Origin of the sequence: Caulobacter sp. FWC2, from assembly GCF_002742625.1 — a bacterium.
Classification (GTDB): domain Bacteria; phylum Pseudomonadota; class Alphaproteobacteria; order Caulobacterales; family Caulobacteraceae; genus Caulobacter.
Window position 1 is genome coordinate 2,567,884 of sequence record NZ_PEBF01000001.1, and the last position, 15,726, is coordinate 2,583,609.

Sequence of the window (15,726 nt, forward strand, 5' to 3'; positions counted from 1 at the left end):
CGGCGTCAATCTTCCGCTGGCGGCTTGTCGTCCAGATGATCGTAGAGGATGCGCGCCGCGTCGCCCTTGGGGTCCTCGTACTGGCCCGAACGCATCGTCCAGAAGAAGGCCAGCAGGCCCAGCGCGCCGAGGCCGATCGAGGCCGGGGCCAGGAACAGGATGATGTTCATCGGCGCCTCCAGAGGCGAGGCCTGGCGGCGTTCAAGAGCACCACCATCGAGGACCCCGACATGGCCAGGGCGGCGATGAACGGGTTGACCAGACCGGCCATCGCCGCTGGCATGGCCACGACATTGTAGAGCGCCGAGAAGCCGAAATTCTCCAGCGCGCGACGGCGGGCCGAGCGCGCGGTGTCGATCGCCTCGGCCACCACGCCGAGCGCCTCGCCGGTGAAGACCAGATCCGCAGCGTTCTGGGCGGCGTCCACGGCCGCGCCGGGGGCTATCGAGGCATGGGCCTTGGCCAGGGCGGCGGCGTCATTGAGACCGTCGCCGACCATCAGCACCTTGCGCCCTTGCGCCTTGAGGCCGTCGACGATGGCGGCCTTGTCGAAGGGCGTCAGCTCCGCCCGCCATTGGTCGATGCCGACGGCCTGGGCGATGTCGCGCACCGGGCCGGCGAGATCGCCCGACAATACCTCGATCGACAGGCCCATGCGGCGCAGCCGTTCGATGGTCTCGGCGGCGTCGGCGCGGGGCCGGTCTTCGAACACAAAGCGGATCTTCACGTCGCCTTCGAAGCCGAACCACAGCTCCGTCTCACGCGCGTCGCCATCCATGACGCCAACGAAGGCGGCGCGACCGAGGCGCGCACGGCGGCCGTTGATCAGACCCTCGACGCCCTGCCCGGCCGTCTCGACACAGTCGGCGGCGACGGGACCCGCGCCGGCCTGCGCGACCAGGGCCTTGGCCAGCGGGTGGCGCGAGGCGCGCGCCAAAGGCGCGGCCAGGGCGACAAGATGGGCTGGCGCGTCGACCAGGCGGGGGCGGCCTGCGGTCAGCACGCCGGTCTTGTCGAAGACGACGTGGTCGACCTCGGCCAGGCGCTCGAGAGCCGCGCCGGATTTGACCAGCACGCCCTTGCGGAACAGCCGACTGCTGGCGGCGATCTGGACGGCGGGCGCGGCCAGGCCCAGGGCGCAGGGACAGGTGACAATCAGCACCGCCGCCGCCCGCAGCAGCGCCTCGCGCGGGCCCAGGCCCAGCGCCCAGCCGCCGATAAAGGTCGCCGCAGCAACGGTGTGGACCACCGGCACGTAGAGCGCGGCGGCCTTGTCGGCCATGCGCACATAGGCCGAGCGGGTCTGGGCGCCGGCCTCCATCAGGCGGGCGATGGCCGCCAGGGTAGAGTCCTCGCTGCGCGCCGTGGCGGTCATGACCAGGCGCCCGGACAGGTTCAGGGCGCCCGCGTGCAGGCGCGCGCCGATCGCGACGGGCGTCAGGGCCGTCTCGCCGGTGATCAAGGCGTTGTCAATCTCGGAGCGGCCGGTCTCGACCACCCCGTCAACAGGAACCCGATCGCCGGGAGCCACGACCAGCCGGTCGCCAACGACGATCTCGGCGACGGGCACGCCGTGCTCGGCCTCGCCCGACAGACGCACGGCCACCGGGGCTTGCAGGGCCAGCAGGTCGCGCGCCGCCGAACGGGCGTTGGCCCGCAGGCGGTGATCCAGGTAGCGGCCGATCAGCAGCAGGAACAACAGGGTGACGGCGGCGTCGAAATAGGCGTGCCGGCCCCGCAGCATCGTCTCCGAGAAGCTGACGATCAGGGTCAGGATCACGCCGATCGAGATCGGCACGTCCATATTGGCCTTGCCGCGCTTCAGCGACGCCCAGGCCGAGCGGAAGAATGGCCGACCCGCGAACAGCGCGCAGGGCGTCGCGACGATCGCGGCCATCCAGTACATCAGGGTCAGGGTGGCCGGCGTCAGCTCCTGACCGAACAGGCCGGCCCAGGCCGGGACCGTGAACATCATGACGTTGCCGGCCCCGAACCCGGCAACGCCCAGCGCCACGGCCAGTTCGCGGCCCTCGCGATCGACCGCCGCCACGGCCTCGGCCGGATCGAACAGACAAGCGCGATAGCCCAGCCCCTCGACCGCCTCGACCACGCGCTCGGGATGCGCCTCCTGGCCCGCAAGCTCGACGGCCAGCTTACCGGTGGTCAGGTTCAGGCGCACGCCGGCGACGCCCGGAAGGCCGGCCACGGCCGTCTCGATCTTGCGGATGCAGGCGGCGCAGCGGGCGCCGCTCACCAACAGCTCAAGCCGCCCTCGCCCCGCCTCGTCGCGGCGAACGAAAGCCTCCAGGTCGCGCTCCAGGGTCAGGCTGGCGCTCATTTGACCGGCTCCAGCAGACGCGTTTCCAGTTCGAAGACGTCGCGGCCGTTGCGCGCCGTGGCCCGCAGGTCCCAGGCGCCGTCGAGGCGAGCGTGGGTCTGGTAACGCCCCCCGCCCAGGGGCTTGAAGTCCAGGGTCTGGCGTCCCGTCTCGGTGGCGGGGCGCTCCAGGACGCCGGTCAGCGACAGCCGATCCAGCGGTGCGCCGGTCCTGTCGACGAGCCGCACCACGACCGTGTCCCCTTCGGCCTTCTCGACCGAAGCCGTCCAGCCCAGGGCCGCCTCGCGCTGGCGCTGGGCCAGGGTCTTGTTGAACGCCAGGCCAGCCTCATAGGGGTTGGAAGCGACCTCGCCGGAGAAGGTGCCGTAGGCCTTGATCATGAACAGCGTGTCGACGCCGATCACCACGGCGAAGAACGCCACGACGGCGATCAGCACGTGCCAGCCGGTGATGGGCTTGCTCGTGTCGGGCTGGGCGAGCTTGGGGGACGAGGCGGCGGTCATTGCGGGTTCGCGGCTCCTGAGAGGAAGACGGTCTTGGCGTCGGCCTGGACGTCGCCTGCGCGGGCGATGAAGCGGGCCGGCGTACTGGGCGCGAGCCCCGCGTCGGGCGGCGCGGTGACGAAGACCCGGACCGAGGCGACCTGGTCAGCCGGCACGGTGACGCTGACGGCGCCCGCTTCGCCTGGCTGGCTGAGGCGTGCGCCGGTCACCCCGTCGAACGCGATCTCGAACCGGCGGTCGAAGAAGGTCCGGTTGGTGATCTTCAGCGTGTAGCCGTCCCGCACCGCGCCATCGTGCATCCGCACGAAGATCGGGTTGCGGTCGCGGATGACGTGGAGATCGGCCTTGGGCCGGCTGATCAACGCCGCCAGCGTCAGGCCGCCGACCGCCGTCAAGGCCAGGGTGTAGTAGATGGTCCGCGAACGCACGGGCTTGTAAACCGCCTTGTCCCCACAGGCGCGGGCGGCGACGGCCGCATCCGTGTCGTAGGCGATGAGGCCGGTGGGCCGCGCCATCTTGCTCATGATCTCGTCGCAGGCGTCGACGCAGAGACCGCAGTTGATGCACTCCAACTGGCTGCCGTCGCGGATGTCGATGCCCATCGGACAGACCACGACGCACTGGTGGCAATCGATGCAGTCGCCGCGTCCCGCCCAGTCCTGGCCCTTCTTGTGCGCGCCGCGCGGCTCGCCGCGATCGCGCAGATAGGTCACCTGCAGCGAGTGCTGGTCCAGCATGGCGCCCTGGATGCGCGGCCACGGGCACATGTAGGTGCAGACCTGCTCGCGCATCCAGCCGGCGAAGACATAGGTGGTCACCGTCAGCAGGGCGCAGGAGACATAGGCCGTGGCCGGAGCCTGGCCGATCCAGAAGGTGCGGATCAGGGTCGGGGCGTCATGGAAATAGAAGATCCACGCCCCGCCGGTGCCGAAGGCGATGCCCAGCCACGTCAGGTGCTTGCCCGCCTTGCGCCAGAGCTTGTCGAAGGACAGCGGCGCGGCGTCCAGGCGCATGCGGGCGTTGCGGTCGCCCTCGAACAGGCGCTCGACGACAATGAAGAGGTCGGTCCAGACGGTCTGCGGGCAGGTGTAACCGCACCACAGCCGCCCGAACAGCGCCGTGACCAGGAACAGGGCCAGGGCTCCGGCGATCATCAGCCCCGTGATGATGTGGACGTCCTGGGGCCAGAGCTGGATGTCGAAGAAGTAGAAGCGTCCGTCGGCGAAATCGACCAGCGCCGCCTGCTGGGGAAAGCCCTCGGGCCGCCGCCAGCGGATCCATGGGGTGACGTAGTAGATCGACAGGGTGGCGATCAGCAGCGCCCACTTCACCCGGCGCCAGGTTCCGTGGACCAGCTTGGGATAGATCGGCTCTCGCGGCTTGTAGAGGCCATCGCCCGTCGGCGCGCCCTTCCCCTTGGCGCGGGCGGCGGCGGAGACCGCCGCCCGTCCATGTTCGGAGTTCGCCTCGGACTTGGGCTTGGTGTTGTCAATCAGCGTGGGCATGGCCCGCTATTGCCCGCCTGCGTTGGCGTGGACGTAGACGGAGATGGCCTTGATGGTCTCGGGGCTGAGACGGCCACCCCAGGTGGGCATCACCCCGCCGTTGCCGGCGAAGATCTGGCCGCGGATGGCCGCGCGGTCTGAACCGTAGAGCCATTCGCTGTCGGTCAGGTTGGGAGCGCCCAAGGCCTGGTCGCCCTTACCCTCCAGGCCGTGACAGGCCACGCACTGGGTGTCGAAGATCGGCTTGGCGCGGGCGATGGCCCCGGCGTCGGCCGGACGGTTCGACAGGTGGACGACATATTCGGTCAGGTCGTCGATCTGCTCGGGCTTGAGCAGTTCGTCGCGACCGAAGGCGGGCATCTGGGACATGCGCGCGCCGGGGGCTCCGGTCCGCACGCCGTGGGTGATGGTGTACTGGATGTCCTCCAGCTTGCCGCCCCACAGCCAGACGTCGTCGCGCAGGTTGGGATAGCCCTTGCCGCCCGTGCCGCCGATGCCGTGGCAGGTGGCGCAGTTGTCGCCGAACACCGACTGGCCGACCTGCTGGGCATAGGCCTGCAGCTTCGGGTCCTTCTCGATCTGCTCCAGGCTGGCGGTGCGCAGCTGGGCCGCGCCCGCCCCGCGCTGGACGTCCAGCGCCTTGAGCTCGTGGCCAACGGCGGCCCGGTCGGACTGGTGCAAGAGGCCCTTGGTGTAGCCATGCACGCCCGGCCAGGCGGGCATCAGCACCCAGTAGCCGACCGCGAAGGCGATGCAGGCATACCAGGTCCACAGCCACCAGCGCGGAAGCGGGTTGTCCAGTTCGCGAATGCCGTCCCACTCGTGGCCGGTGGTCTCGACGCCAGTGACGTCGTCGGTCTTGCGTTCGGAAGCCATCAGGAGAGCTCCTCGTCATCCAGCGGCATGCGCGCGGCGTGTTGGAATTCAGCCTTCTTGGAAGGCCGCAGGGCATAGGCGACACCCGCCAGGAAGATCAGGCCGAAATAGATCAGCCCGCCTTGCTGCGCGAAGCGCGCCACGGTCTCGTAGGAGAGCTGGCTCATCGCTGGTTCTCCGGGGCCTGAGCCTTGTAGGACTTGAAGTCGACCTGGGTCCCGAGCATCTGCAGATAGGACACCAGGGCGTCCATCTCGGTGATCTTGTCGGGATCGCCGTCGAAATCACGGTTGACGACCTTGGCCCCGTAGCGGCCGCGCAGGGCCACCGCGTCGGTCGAATAGGGATCGGCCTGGGCCTCGAGATCCTTCTTGGCGTTGGTCAGTTCGTCGGCCGTGTAGGGCACGCCCTCGGTGCGCAGCACCTTCATCCGGTCGACGATGTCGTGGTAGTCCAGCTCCTTCTCGGCCAGGAACTTGTAGGGCGGCATCACCGACTCCGGCACCACCGATCGCGGGTCGATCAGGTGGTCGCGGTGCCAGGCGTCAGAATACTTGCCGCCGACGCGGGCCAGGTCGGGCCCGGTGCGCTTGGACCCCCACTGGAACGGGTGGTCGTACATGCTCTCGGCGGCCAGGCTGTAGTGGCCGTAACGCTCGACCTCGTCGCGCAGCGGGCGGATCATCTGCGAGTGGCAGAGATAGCAGCCCTCACGGACATAGATGTCGCGGCCGGTGAGCTCCAGCGGGGTGTAGGGACGGACGCCCTGCACCTTCTCGATGGTGCCCTGCAGCCAGAACAAGGGGGCGATCTCGACCAGGCCGCCGATCGAGACGACCACGAGGATGCCGACGATGAGCAGCAGCGAATGCCGCTCGAACTTGGCGTGATGCTTCCAGACAGACATGGGCGGCCTCAGGCGATCGCGGTGGCGGGAGCGGCCGTTTCATCGGCCGGCTCGGCGGAGGGCGAAGCGATCGTCTTCCAGATGTTGACGATCATGATCAGGGCGCCGGACAGGTACATCAGGCCCCCGACCGTGCGGATGACGTTCTCGATGTGCTTGGCCGAGACGGTCTCGATGAAGCTGTAGGCCAGGAAGCCTTGCGGCGTGTAAGCGCGCCACATCAGGCCTTCCATGATGCCCGACACCCACATCGCGGCGATGTAGAGCAGGATGCCGGTGGTCGCGATCCAGAAGTGCCACTCTATCAGCTTGGTCGAGTACATGTCCTTCTTCTTCCACAGCCACGGCACCAGGCAGTAGACCGCGCCGAAGCTGATGAAGCCGACCCAGCCCAGGGCGCCGGAGTGCACGTGGCCGATGGTCCAGTCGGTGTAGTGGCTGAGCGCGTTGACCGCGCGGATCGACATCACCGGGCCTTCGAAGGTGCTCATGCCGTAGAAGGCGATCGAGACGACCATCATCCGGACCACGGGGTCGGTGCGCAGCTTGTCCCAGGCGCCCGACAGGGTCATCAGGCCGTTGATCATGCCGCCCCAGGAGGGCATCCACAGCATGATCGAGAAGGTCATGCCCAGGGTCTGAGCCCACTGCGGCAGGGCCGTGTAGTGCAGGTGGTGCGGACCGGCCCAGATGTAGATGAAGATCAGCGCCCAGAAGTGCACGATCGACAGGCGGTAGCTGTAGACCGGCCGCTCAACGCGCTTGGGCACGAAGTAGTACATCATGGCCAGGAAGCCGGCGGTCAGGAAGAAGCCGACCGCGTTGTGGCCGTACCACCACTGCACCAGCGCATCCTGCACGCCCGAGAAGACGCCGTAGGACTTGTGGTTCAGCAGGCCCACCGGGATGGAGGCGTTGTTGACCAGGTGCAGCAGGGCGATGGTGACGATGAAAGCGAGATAGAACCAGTTGGCCACATAGATGTGGGGTTCCTTGCGCTTCCAGATCGTACCCAGGAACACCAGCAGATAGGCGACCCAGACAATGGTCAGCCACAGGTCGGTGTACCACTCGGGCTCGGCGTATTCCTTGCCCTGGGTCGCGCCCATCAGATAGCCGGTCGCGGCCAGCACGATGAACAGCTGATAGCCCCAGAACACGAACCAAGGCGCGATACCGCCCGCCAGCTTCGCCTTGCAGGTGCGCTGCACGACCCAGAAGGACGTGGCGATCAGGGCGTTACCCCCGAAGGCGAAGATCACCGCCGAGGTGTGCAGCGGCCGCAGGCGGCCAAAGTTCAGCCAGCCGGCTTCGGGGAAGTAGAAGATGCTCGGCCACGACAACTGGGCGGCGATGATCACCCCGACCAGCAGGCCGGCGGCGGCCCAGAACATCGTGGCGATGACCCCGGCCTTGATGACGTTGTCGCTATAGCGGTCGGGATGATGGACGAGCGTGCCGCCCGAGAGGCCGGCGTTCAGCACGAAGGCGGCGATGACGCCAGCCAGGGCGATGGTCTCGGCCTGCATCCGGAAGATCGGATCCTGGCTCAGCCCCGCGCCGAGGATCGCCAGGAAGGCGCCTACGGCCGAAACGATGAGTAAGGCGCCGGATCCCGCTGGGGACCTGACGCTGGTGTGGGACGGGGCGGACATGCAGACTCCCTGCGGCGAACGTCGCACCGTGGTGTCATGCGCCGCCAAGCGCGGCTTTGATGCGCATCAAAGCCGGGAACGCGATCCGGGAGGACTGTGTCTCCATGCTTCCGGAGAGCTTCATGTCGGCCAAGTTTCGCTTCATCGCCCCATTCGCTGGCGCGACCGCCCTGGTCGCCTGGGCGATCGCCCTCGCCCAGGCGCTGCCGCGCCTGATGGCCGGTCCGCTGTGCAGCAGCCGGCAGGACGCCTGGTCGATGGCCGGCCATTGCCCCGCCTGCTTCGTCGCGGCCGGCCTGACCGTACTGTGCGCAATGAGTCTGGTGCTGGCTCGAGCCGAATCGAACCGGATCAGGCTCCCCGCGCGGGGCTGAGACCGGCCCCCGGTGGAATGTGCGCGCGGAAGACCGCCTAGCCGCGCCGGAGCATTTCGAGGTCTCGGCGGCGTCCAGACTGTCATCGAAGGTCAGCTAGCGGCGCCAAAGCGCGCCTGACAGTCCAGGGCGCTTGCTGCGCCGCTGGCAGTCGCCTCTTCGCCGTCTGGAAAGGCGTGTCTATCCCGCCATCGCGTGATCTGCACGGCCCCGAGAGTCCTCCCCGCTTGTTGATAATGAGATTGACTCGCATTTTTAACTAGCTTAGCGCCCTCCCCCATTGTTCGATTTTGGGGGACTTGATGCGCCGCTCTCTGCTGACCGCTTGCTCGCTTGGGATTCTGGCCCTGGCTCACACCGCCGCCGCCGAGGCGACGGCGCCCGCGACGCCGCCCGCCGCCGATCAGGCGACCGCCGTCGAGGCCGTGGTGGTGACCGGTGAGAAGACATCCCGCTCACTGCAGCAAACCGTGACGAGCGTCGCCGTTACGACGGCCGCCCGCATCGAGCGCGAGAACCTGCGGACCTTCTATGACGTGGTCGCCCGAACGGCGAACATGAGCGAGACCTACGGCAAGACCGGCTTCACCATCCGCGGCGTCAGCAACATGAACGTCTCGGGCGGCGGCACGGCCGGCCTGGCCACCGTCTATGTCGACGGCGCGGCCCTGCCGCTGGAAGCCACCTTCGGCGGCCCGCTGGAACTGTGGGACGTCGGCCAGGTCGAGGTCTTCCGGGGTCCGCAGTCGACCCTGCAAGGCCGCAACTCGCTGGCCGGCGCGGTGATCATCACCTCGGCCAACCCCAGCTATACGCCCAGCTTCCGCGCCAGCGTCGGCCTGGCCAGCGGCGACGAGCGTACGGCGGGCATCGCGGCCGGCGGCCCGATCATCGCCGACCAGTTGGCCTTCCGCGTCGCCGTACAGAAGAAGGAAAGCGACGGCTTCGTCTACAATCCGACGCTGCAGCAGGACGTCGAAGCGGTCGACAACCTCTATGTCCGCGGCAAGCTGCTCTACACCCCCACCGCCCTGCCCGACCTGAAGGTGCTGGCCACCTACGCCCACAACAAGCGCGAGTCCGGCTACCAGTTCACCTATTCGCGCACCGACCGGCCCGACTATTACGATCATCGCGTCGACCTGTCGGGCGATCCGTCGCGCACGCGTTCCAAGGTCGACATCTTCACGGTCGACGGCAGCTACAAGCTCTCCGAAGCCCTGACGCTGAACGCCATCGTCTCGTGGAACAAGGTCAAGACCGACGCCACGATCGACTTCGACTTCGCGCCGGTCCGCTCGTCATACGGAACGCGCGACCAGACGACCGAGACCACGTCCCAGGAAGTCCGGCTGAACTATGAGGGCGGGCGGCTCAAGGGCCTGGTCGGCCTCTACCACGCCAATCGCGACGCCAAGGACTTGTCGATCAGCCGGACCAACGTGCCGTTCCCACGCGCCACTCTGGTCAATGTTCTGACCTCGACCCTGCTCTCTGGCCAGCCGAACCCGACGCCTGCGCAGCAGGCGGCCGCATCAACCCAGGCCAACGGTTTCGCCAACCTCTACATCGCCGCCATGCCGGTTATCCCGGTCGACTATTCCGGCGATCAGCCTTCGACGATCAAGACCAGCGCTATCTTCGCCGACGCCAGTTTCGCCCTCACCGATAAGTTTTCGCTTCTGGGCGGCTTCCGCTACGACCACGAGGAGAACACCGGCGCCACGAAGCAGACCGCCGTCTTCGCCGGGACCTATCCCAGCGCGGCGAGCTTTGGCCCCTATGCGCCTTACGTCACCCAGGTAAACGGCTTCGTCGCCAGCATGATCGCCCAGGCCAACGCTTCGGCGCCCGAAGATACCCGCAAGTTCAACGCCTTCTTGCCGAAAGTGGGCCTGAAGTACGAATGGACGCCCAACATCAACACCAGCCTGACGGCACAGCGCGGCTATCGCTCGGGTGGTTCGACCGTGAACCAGGCCCGCTCCAGCGTCGCCGCCTATGATCCGGAATACACCTGGAACTACGAGGCCTCGCTGCGCACCACCTGGCTGGACGGGACCCTGACGGTTAACGCCAACGCCTTCTACACCGACTGGAAGGACCAGCAGGTCGTCGTCAATCTGGGCCTCAACGCCTTCGACTCCGAGGTCAAGAACGCCGGCAGATCGCACCTCTATGGCTTCGAGCTGGAGGTCGCCCGGCAGCTGACGTCGCAGCTGTCGTGGTACGCCTCGCTCGGCCACGCCCGGACCAAGTTCGACGACTTCACGATCACGACGGGCGAGGTCAATCGCAACCTGTCGGGTTCGGAATTCCCCTACGCCCCGCGCTGGACGGCGGCGCTCGGCGGCGATTACCGCTTTGGCGACGGCTGGATCGCCCACCTGGACGGGAGCTACAAGTCCAAGGCCTACTCGGCCGCCGGCATCGACCAGGCCCAGGACTCCCAGGTCAAGGGCCGTGTGCTGTTCAACGGCCGCTTCGGCTACGAGCGCCAGCACTGGGGCGCTTACGTCTATGGCAAGAACCTGCTCGACGCGACCTACAGCCAGTACACCCGCACCGACATCCCGGTGTCGATGCTGGGCGAGCCGCGGGTGGTGGGCCTGACGCTGGAGACTCGCTGGTGAGCCCGCTCTGGAGTCTGGCGCTCGCGCCGCTGCCGTTGACGGGCGTGTCTCTCCTGAAGCGGGCCTGGAACGAACCCGGGCCCGAACGCCCTTGGCGGATCCTGGGCGGCTGGGGTCTGCTGGCCGCAGCCATCGCCGCCTCGGTACCGCTGCTGGGCGCGGTCCGCGGACCTGCGGCCATGCTGACCGTCGCCTCCGCCGTCGCCCTCCCCTTCGTCGGCGCCGGGGTCGAACGGCGCGATGCGAGGAAGAAGGCCGCGCGCGAACTGGCTCCCGAGCCTTCCGACCGCCGCCGCGTCGTCTGGCGGGGCTGGCTGCGAGGCTTCCTGGCCGGACCGCTGGCCGGCGTCGCGGCGCTGGGCTGCGGTCTGGCCGTGGCCATCTGCGCGCCGGGCCAGATTCAGAGTCGCATGGTCATCGGCGGACTTATCGTGCCGTTCCTGTGGGCCGGCGGCATGGCCTGGACCCTTTCCGACAACAGGATCCTGCGCGCCTTCGCCGTCCTGGCCGGCGTCTCGGTCGCGACCCTGGGCGCGGCCTTCCTGAAAGGAGCGTTGTGATGGACGGCTCGACCACCGCCGCGTCGGCCAAGCGCGCCAAAGCCCCTAAAGCCAAGACTGGTGGCAAGCCGATCTGGCCGAAAATCCCCGCCGACTTCGTCCGCGCCATGCTGGCCGGCCACTCGGCGCTCGGCCTGGCCTTCGCGGCCCTGATCTACCTGGTCTGCTTCTCGGGCTCGATCGCCGTCTTCACCTACGAGTTCAACCGCTGGGAACAGCCCGCCGGACCGGTGCTGTACGACGCCGCGCCCCAGGCCGCCGACGCGGCTTTCCGCGCGGTCCTGGCCAAGAACCCGAAGGCCCACGACCTCTTCATCCGCCTGCCCGAGCCCGCCTCGCCCCGCCTGTCGGTGCATGGCGAGGACGCCAAGGGCGGCGAGCACACCTACCTTTTTGACGCCTCCGGCCGCTTGGCCGGTGAACAGAATCTGCCCTGGAGCGAATTCCAAGCCGAGTTGCACACCGTCCTGCACCTGCCCCGCGCCTGGGGCGGCTTCGTCGTCGGCCTGACGGGTGTGGCGTTGCTGTCCTCGTTGATTTCGGGCGTGCTGTCGCATCCGCGGGTCTTCAAGGACGCCTTCGCCTTCCGCTGGGGCGGCTCCAAGCGCCTGCAGGAGGCGGACCTGCACAATCGTATCTCGATCTGGGGCCTGCCGTTCCACCTCGTCGTGTCGCTGACGGGCGCCTTCCTGGGTCTGACGACGATCATCGTCGGGGTTCTGGCCTTGGCCACCTTCAAGGGCGACACCAGCAAGGCCTATGCTTTGTTTCGAGGTCCCACCGTCGCCGACGATCCCCGCCCGGCCGCCAGGCTGATCGACATCGCCGGCGCCCTCGAAAGCCTGAAGAGGCAATATCCGCACGCCCGCGCCAGCTACATCCTTGTCCAGCACCCCGGCGATGCCGGCCAGCACGCCAGCGTCAACCTGGTCACCGAGGGTCGCTTGTCCCGTGGCGAAACGGTCGTCGTAGACGGCGCAGGCAAGCGTCTGGGCGAGGTCGGCTACGAAAGCGGCTCGGTCGGCGTCCGCGTGCTGGGCGCCGTGGCCCCGCTGCACTTCGGCTGGTTCGGCGGCTGGCCGGTCAAGGTCGCCTACTTCCTGCTCGGCCTGGGCCTGACCACCGTGACCTCCAGCGGCGTCGCCATCTGGCTGGCCCGCCGTCGCGACAAGGGCCGCCCGGCCCCGCGTTGGGAGCGGGTCTGGATCGCCTTCGTCTGGAGCCAGCCGGTCGCCTACGCCGCCTCGGCCTTGGTCGCCCTGGTCGCGCCGGCTCCGCCTGTCGCCGTGTGGGGCCTGGTCACCCTGGCCGCGAGCGCCACGACGATCGCCTGGACGCCAGCGGTGATCTCCGCACGTCTGCGGCTTCTGTCGGCGACGCTGTTCGCCGGAGTCGCCCTGGTCCATATCGGCCTGCATGGCGGTCGCTTCGCCGATCCCGTGGCCTGGGCGGTGAACCTCGGCTTCCTCGCGGCGGCGCTGCTGATCATGGGCAGCGTGTATCTATCGCGCCCGAAACCCACAGCGAGCTGAAGGGCCGGAGCACGCAATCCTGGACATCTCCGCATCCATACCCACTTGCTAGGCGTCGCGTGAAACACGCGACGCTCTCAGCTCTTGATAGGACGCGCCGCCATGAACGCCAAGGTCGAAACCGCCATCCTGGCCGGCGGATGCTTCTGGGGCGTCCAGGATCTGCTGCGCCGCTACACGGGCGTCATCTCGACCCGAGTCGGTTATTCCGGCGGCGATACGCCCAACGCCACCTACCGCAATCACGGCGACCACGCCGAGGCGATCGAGATCCAGTTCGATCCGGCCTTGATCAGCTATCGCCAGCTTCTGGAGTTCTTCTTCCAGATCCACGATCCGACCACGCTGAACCGGCAGGGCAACGACCTTGGCCGCAGCTATCGCTCGGCCATCTTCTACACGTCCGAAGATCAGCGACGCGTGGCGGTAGAGACCATCGCCGACGTCGACGCCTCGGGCCTGTGGCCCGGCAAGGCGGTGACCGAAGTCGAGCCCGCCGGAGACTTCTGGGAAGCCGAGCCCGAGCACCAGGACTACTTGGAGCGGATCCCCAACGGCTACACCTGCCACTTCATCCGCCCGGGTTGGCGCCTGCCGCGGCGCGAGGGCGCCCAAGCCTGACCCCGCGAGCAACCCTCCCCCGTGTCCGCATCACCTCCTGGGTGATGCAGACGCACGTCCCGGAAAGATGCCGCCATGGTCCGATCCTATCGCCACCCCGAAGCCCATCTGGTCTCTCGCATCGGCTGGCTGCGCGCCGCCGTGCTGGGCGCCAATGACGGCCTGGTCTCCACGGCCAGCCTGATCGTCGGGGTCGCCGCCGCCTCCGCCAAGTCCAGCGAGATCCTGGTTGCGGGCGTGGCGGCGCTGGTAGCCGGGGCCATGTCGATGGCGGCTGGAGAATATGTGTCGGTCAGCTCCCAAGCCGACACCGAGAAAGCCGATATCGCACGGGAGACGGAAGAGCTGAAAACCGACAGCGAGGCCGAGCACGCCGAGCTGGCCCAGATCTATGTGCAGCGGGGTCTCGAACCCGAGACCGCGAAAATCGTCGCCACCCAATTGATGGCCAAGAACGCGCTGGACGCTCACGCCCGCGACGAACTGGGCATCTCGCTGGCGACGACGGCGCGGCCGGTGCAGGCGGCCCTCGCCTCCGCCGGCAGCTTCACGGTCGGCGCGGCCGCGCCCCTGATCGTCGCCGTTCTGACGCCGGCGTCCGTGATCGTTCCCAGTGTGGTCTTGGTGGCGCTGGTTTGCCTGGCGCTTCTGGGCGTCGCTGGCGCCAAGGCAGGCGGGGCCTCGCCTTGGCGAGCGGCGTTGCGCGTCACCTTCTGGGGCGCGCTGGCCATGGCCGTAACTGCCGGTATCGGCCGTATGGTGGGCACGGTCGTCTAGCGAGCCGGTTGGATATCGCCCGCGTGGCTGAGATCGACTCGCACCTGAGCTGAACAGCTTGCCGCGCCACGAAATAGCTCCCAAGCTCCGCGCATCTGGCCTCGCTGCGGATGGGCGTTACGCGTCCGCGCGGGACCGCCAGGAGGGTCTCCCGTGCTGAAACGAATCCTTGTCGGACTGCTGGCTCTGGCGGCCGTGGGGCTGGTCGGTTTCAGTGTCTTCGCCTGGCGGCCGGCCATCGGCAAGATCGCGCCGCCAGCGCCGTCAAGCTTCGCCCCGGACCTGATCGCGCGCGGCGAGGTGCTCGCGGGCGCCGGCTATTGCTCGACCTGCCACACGGCCAAGGGCGGCCAGCCGTTTGCCGGCGGCTACCCGATGAAGACGAGCTTCGGCACGATCTACTCGACCAACATCACCCCCGACGAGAAGACCGGGATAGGCACGTGGTCGGAGGCGGCCTTCCGCCGGGCGATGCACGAGGGCGTGGCGCGCGACGGCGCCCACCTGTTTCCGGCCTTCCCCTATGATCACTTCACCAAGCTGTCGGACGGCGATGTCACGGCGCTCTACGCCTACATGATGACGCGGCCGGCGGTCGTCGCCCCGGCGAAGCAAAACAGCGTCCCGTTCCCGCTGAACATCCGCGCGCTTCAGGCTGGCTGGAAGCTGCTGTTCTTCAAGCCCGGCCGCTTCGAGCCCGACAAGACCAAGAGCGCGGAATGGAACCGCGGCGCCTATCTGGCCGAAGGCGTCAGCCACTGCGGCGCCTGTCATACGCCGCGCAATGTCCTCGGCGCCGAGAAGCACGACAAGGCCTTTGCCGGCGCGGCGATCGACAACTGGATCGCCCCGCCCCTGACCGCCGCCAATCCCTCACCTGCTCCCTGGGATCAAGCCGAGTTGGTCGCCTATCTGCGCACGGGGGTCAGCCGCTATCACGGCGTCGCGGCGGGCCCGATGGCGCCGGTCGTCCACGATGGACTCATCAAACTGCCCGACGCCGACATCCATGCCCTGGCGGTCTATTTCGCAGATCGCGACGGCGCGGCGACACGCGCCTCGACCCTGGCCCCGGCCCTGCAACGCGCGGTCGCAGCCAACCGGCTGAACGTCGGGCCGCAGAACGATCCGTCTGCAAGGCTCTACACGGCGGCCTGCGCGTCGTGCCACTACAACGGCGCGGGCCAGCCCAACCCGCTCCGTCCGGACCTGGCCCTCAACAGCGCCGTCAACCTGGATGATCCGACCAACCTGATCCAGGTGGTGCTGTACGGCGTCAGCGCCAAGGACGGCGCGCCGGGCGTGGTGATGCCGGGCTTCAGCCGCTTCAGCGACGCCGACATCGCCAAGCTGTCGACCTATCTGCGCGCGACGCGCACGGACAAGCCCGCCTGGCCGAACCTCGAGAAGAAGGTCGCGGCCATCCGCGCGCAGGGAAAGTGAAC

General features: G+C 68.1%; 15 protein-coding genes. 7 read left to right on the top strand and 8 right to left on the bottom strand.

What is annotated here, in order from left to right; translation table 11 throughout:
- Nucleotides 1-5 precede the first annotated feature (5 nt).
- Genes ccoS through ccoN form a run of 8 tightly spaced genes read right to left on the bottom strand, consistent with a single transcriptional unit; the run spans nucleotide 6 to nucleotide 7,784 of the window.
- On the bottom strand, nucleotides 6-170 hold the full coding sequence (gene ccoS, locus CSW62_RS12270) for a cbb3-type cytochrome oxidase assembly protein CcoS (RefSeq protein WP_099578172.1): 165 nt from the start codon (nucleotides 168-170) through the stop codon (nucleotides 6-8).
- Nucleotides 167-2,338 (bottom strand): heavy metal translocating P-type ATPase, encoded by a 2,172-nt coding sequence (locus CSW62_RS12275; RefSeq protein ID WP_099578174.1) that lies wholly within the window; start codon nucleotides 2,336-2,338, stop codon nucleotides 167-169. The genes ccoS and CSW62_RS12275 overlap by 4 nt, the downstream gene beginning before the upstream one ends.
- The gene (locus CSW62_RS12280; RefSeq protein ID WP_099578176.1) at nucleotides 2,335-2,841 is read right to left on the bottom strand and encodes a FixH family protein; all 507 of its coding nucleotides are present in this window, start codon (nucleotides 2,839-2,841) and stop codon (nucleotides 2,335-2,337) included. Before CSW62_RS12280 ends, CSW62_RS12275 begins: the two co-directional genes overlap by 4 nt.
- Entirely contained in the window at nucleotides 2,838-4,346 is a 1,509-nt protein-coding gene (gene ccoG / locus CSW62_RS12285; RefSeq protein ID WP_099578178.1) for a cytochrome c oxidase accessory protein CcoG, read from the bottom strand. The genes CSW62_RS12280 and ccoG overlap by 4 nt, the downstream gene beginning before the upstream one ends.
- 6 nt (nucleotides 4,347-4,352) lie before the next feature.
- The gene (gene ccoP, locus CSW62_RS12290; protein ID WP_099578180.1) at nucleotides 4,353-5,222 is read right to left on the bottom strand and encodes a cytochrome-c oxidase, cbb3-type subunit III; all 870 of its coding nucleotides are present in this window, start codon (nucleotides 5,220-5,222) and stop codon (nucleotides 4,353-4,355) included.
- Entirely contained in the window at nucleotides 5,222-5,389 is a 168-nt protein-coding gene (locus CSW62_RS12295; RefSeq protein WP_099578182.1) for a cbb3-type cytochrome c oxidase subunit 3, read from the bottom strand. The genes ccoP and CSW62_RS12295 overlap by 1 nt, the downstream gene beginning before the upstream one ends.
- Complete coding sequence (gene ccoO / locus CSW62_RS12300; RefSeq protein WP_099578184.1) at nucleotides 5,386-6,129, bottom strand: cytochrome-c oxidase, cbb3-type subunit II; 744 nt, start codon at nucleotides 6,127-6,129, stop codon at nucleotides 5,386-5,388. Before ccoO ends, CSW62_RS12295 begins: the two co-directional genes overlap by 4 nt.
- 8 nt (nucleotides 6,130-6,137) lie before the next feature.
- Nucleotides 6,138-7,784 carry a cytochrome-c oxidase, cbb3-type subunit I gene (gene ccoN, locus CSW62_RS12305; protein WP_099578186.1) on the bottom strand — a complete coding sequence of 549 codons (1,647 nt, stop codon included), beginning with the start codon at nucleotides 7,782-7,784 and terminating at the stop codon, nucleotides 6,138-6,140.
- 122 nt (nucleotides 7,785-7,906) lie between these two features.
- Here ccoN and CSW62_RS12310 point away from each other — a divergent pair, with 122 nt between their 5' ends.
- From CSW62_RS12310 to CSW62_RS12340, 7 genes are all read left to right on the top strand, one after another.
- Nucleotides 7,907-8,158: a hypothetical protein gene (locus CSW62_RS12310; RefSeq protein WP_099582270.1), complete on the top strand. Its 252-nt coding sequence runs from the start codon at nucleotides 7,907-7,909 to the stop codon at nucleotides 8,156-8,158.
- Nucleotides 8,159-8,460: 302 nt separating this feature from the next.
- Complete coding sequence (locus CSW62_RS12315) at nucleotides 8,461-10,791, top strand: TonB-dependent receptor (RefSeq protein WP_099578188.1); 2,331 nt, start codon at nucleotides 8,461-8,463, stop codon at nucleotides 10,789-10,791.
- Entirely contained in the window at nucleotides 10,788-11,351 is a 564-nt protein-coding gene (locus CSW62_RS12320) for a hypothetical protein (protein ID WP_099578191.1), read from the top strand. Before CSW62_RS12315 ends, CSW62_RS12320 begins: the two co-directional genes overlap by 4 nt.
- Entirely contained in the window at nucleotides 11,351-12,883 is a 1,533-nt protein-coding gene (locus CSW62_RS12325) for a PepSY domain-containing protein (protein WP_099578193.1), read from the top strand. Before CSW62_RS12320 ends, CSW62_RS12325 begins: the two co-directional genes overlap by 1 nt.
- Before the next feature lie 102 nt (nucleotides 12,884-12,985).
- Nucleotides 12,986-13,504 carry a peptide-methionine (S)-S-oxide reductase MsrA gene (gene msrA, locus CSW62_RS12330; protein ID WP_099578195.1) on the top strand — a complete coding sequence of 173 codons (519 nt, stop codon included), beginning with the start codon at nucleotides 12,986-12,988 and terminating at the stop codon, nucleotides 13,502-13,504.
- Nucleotides 13,505-13,579: 75 nt separating this feature from the next.
- Nucleotides 13,580-14,281 (top strand): VIT family protein, encoded by a 702-nt coding sequence (locus tag CSW62_RS12335; RefSeq protein WP_099578197.1) that lies wholly within the window; start codon nucleotides 13,580-13,582, stop codon nucleotides 14,279-14,281.
- 153 nt (nucleotides 14,282-14,434) lie between these two features.
- A complete protein-coding gene (locus CSW62_RS12340; protein WP_099578199.1) occupies nucleotides 14,435-15,724 on the top strand; it encodes a cytochrome c in 1,290 nt (429 codons plus the stop codon).
- Nucleotides 15,725-15,726 lie beyond the last annotated feature (2 nt).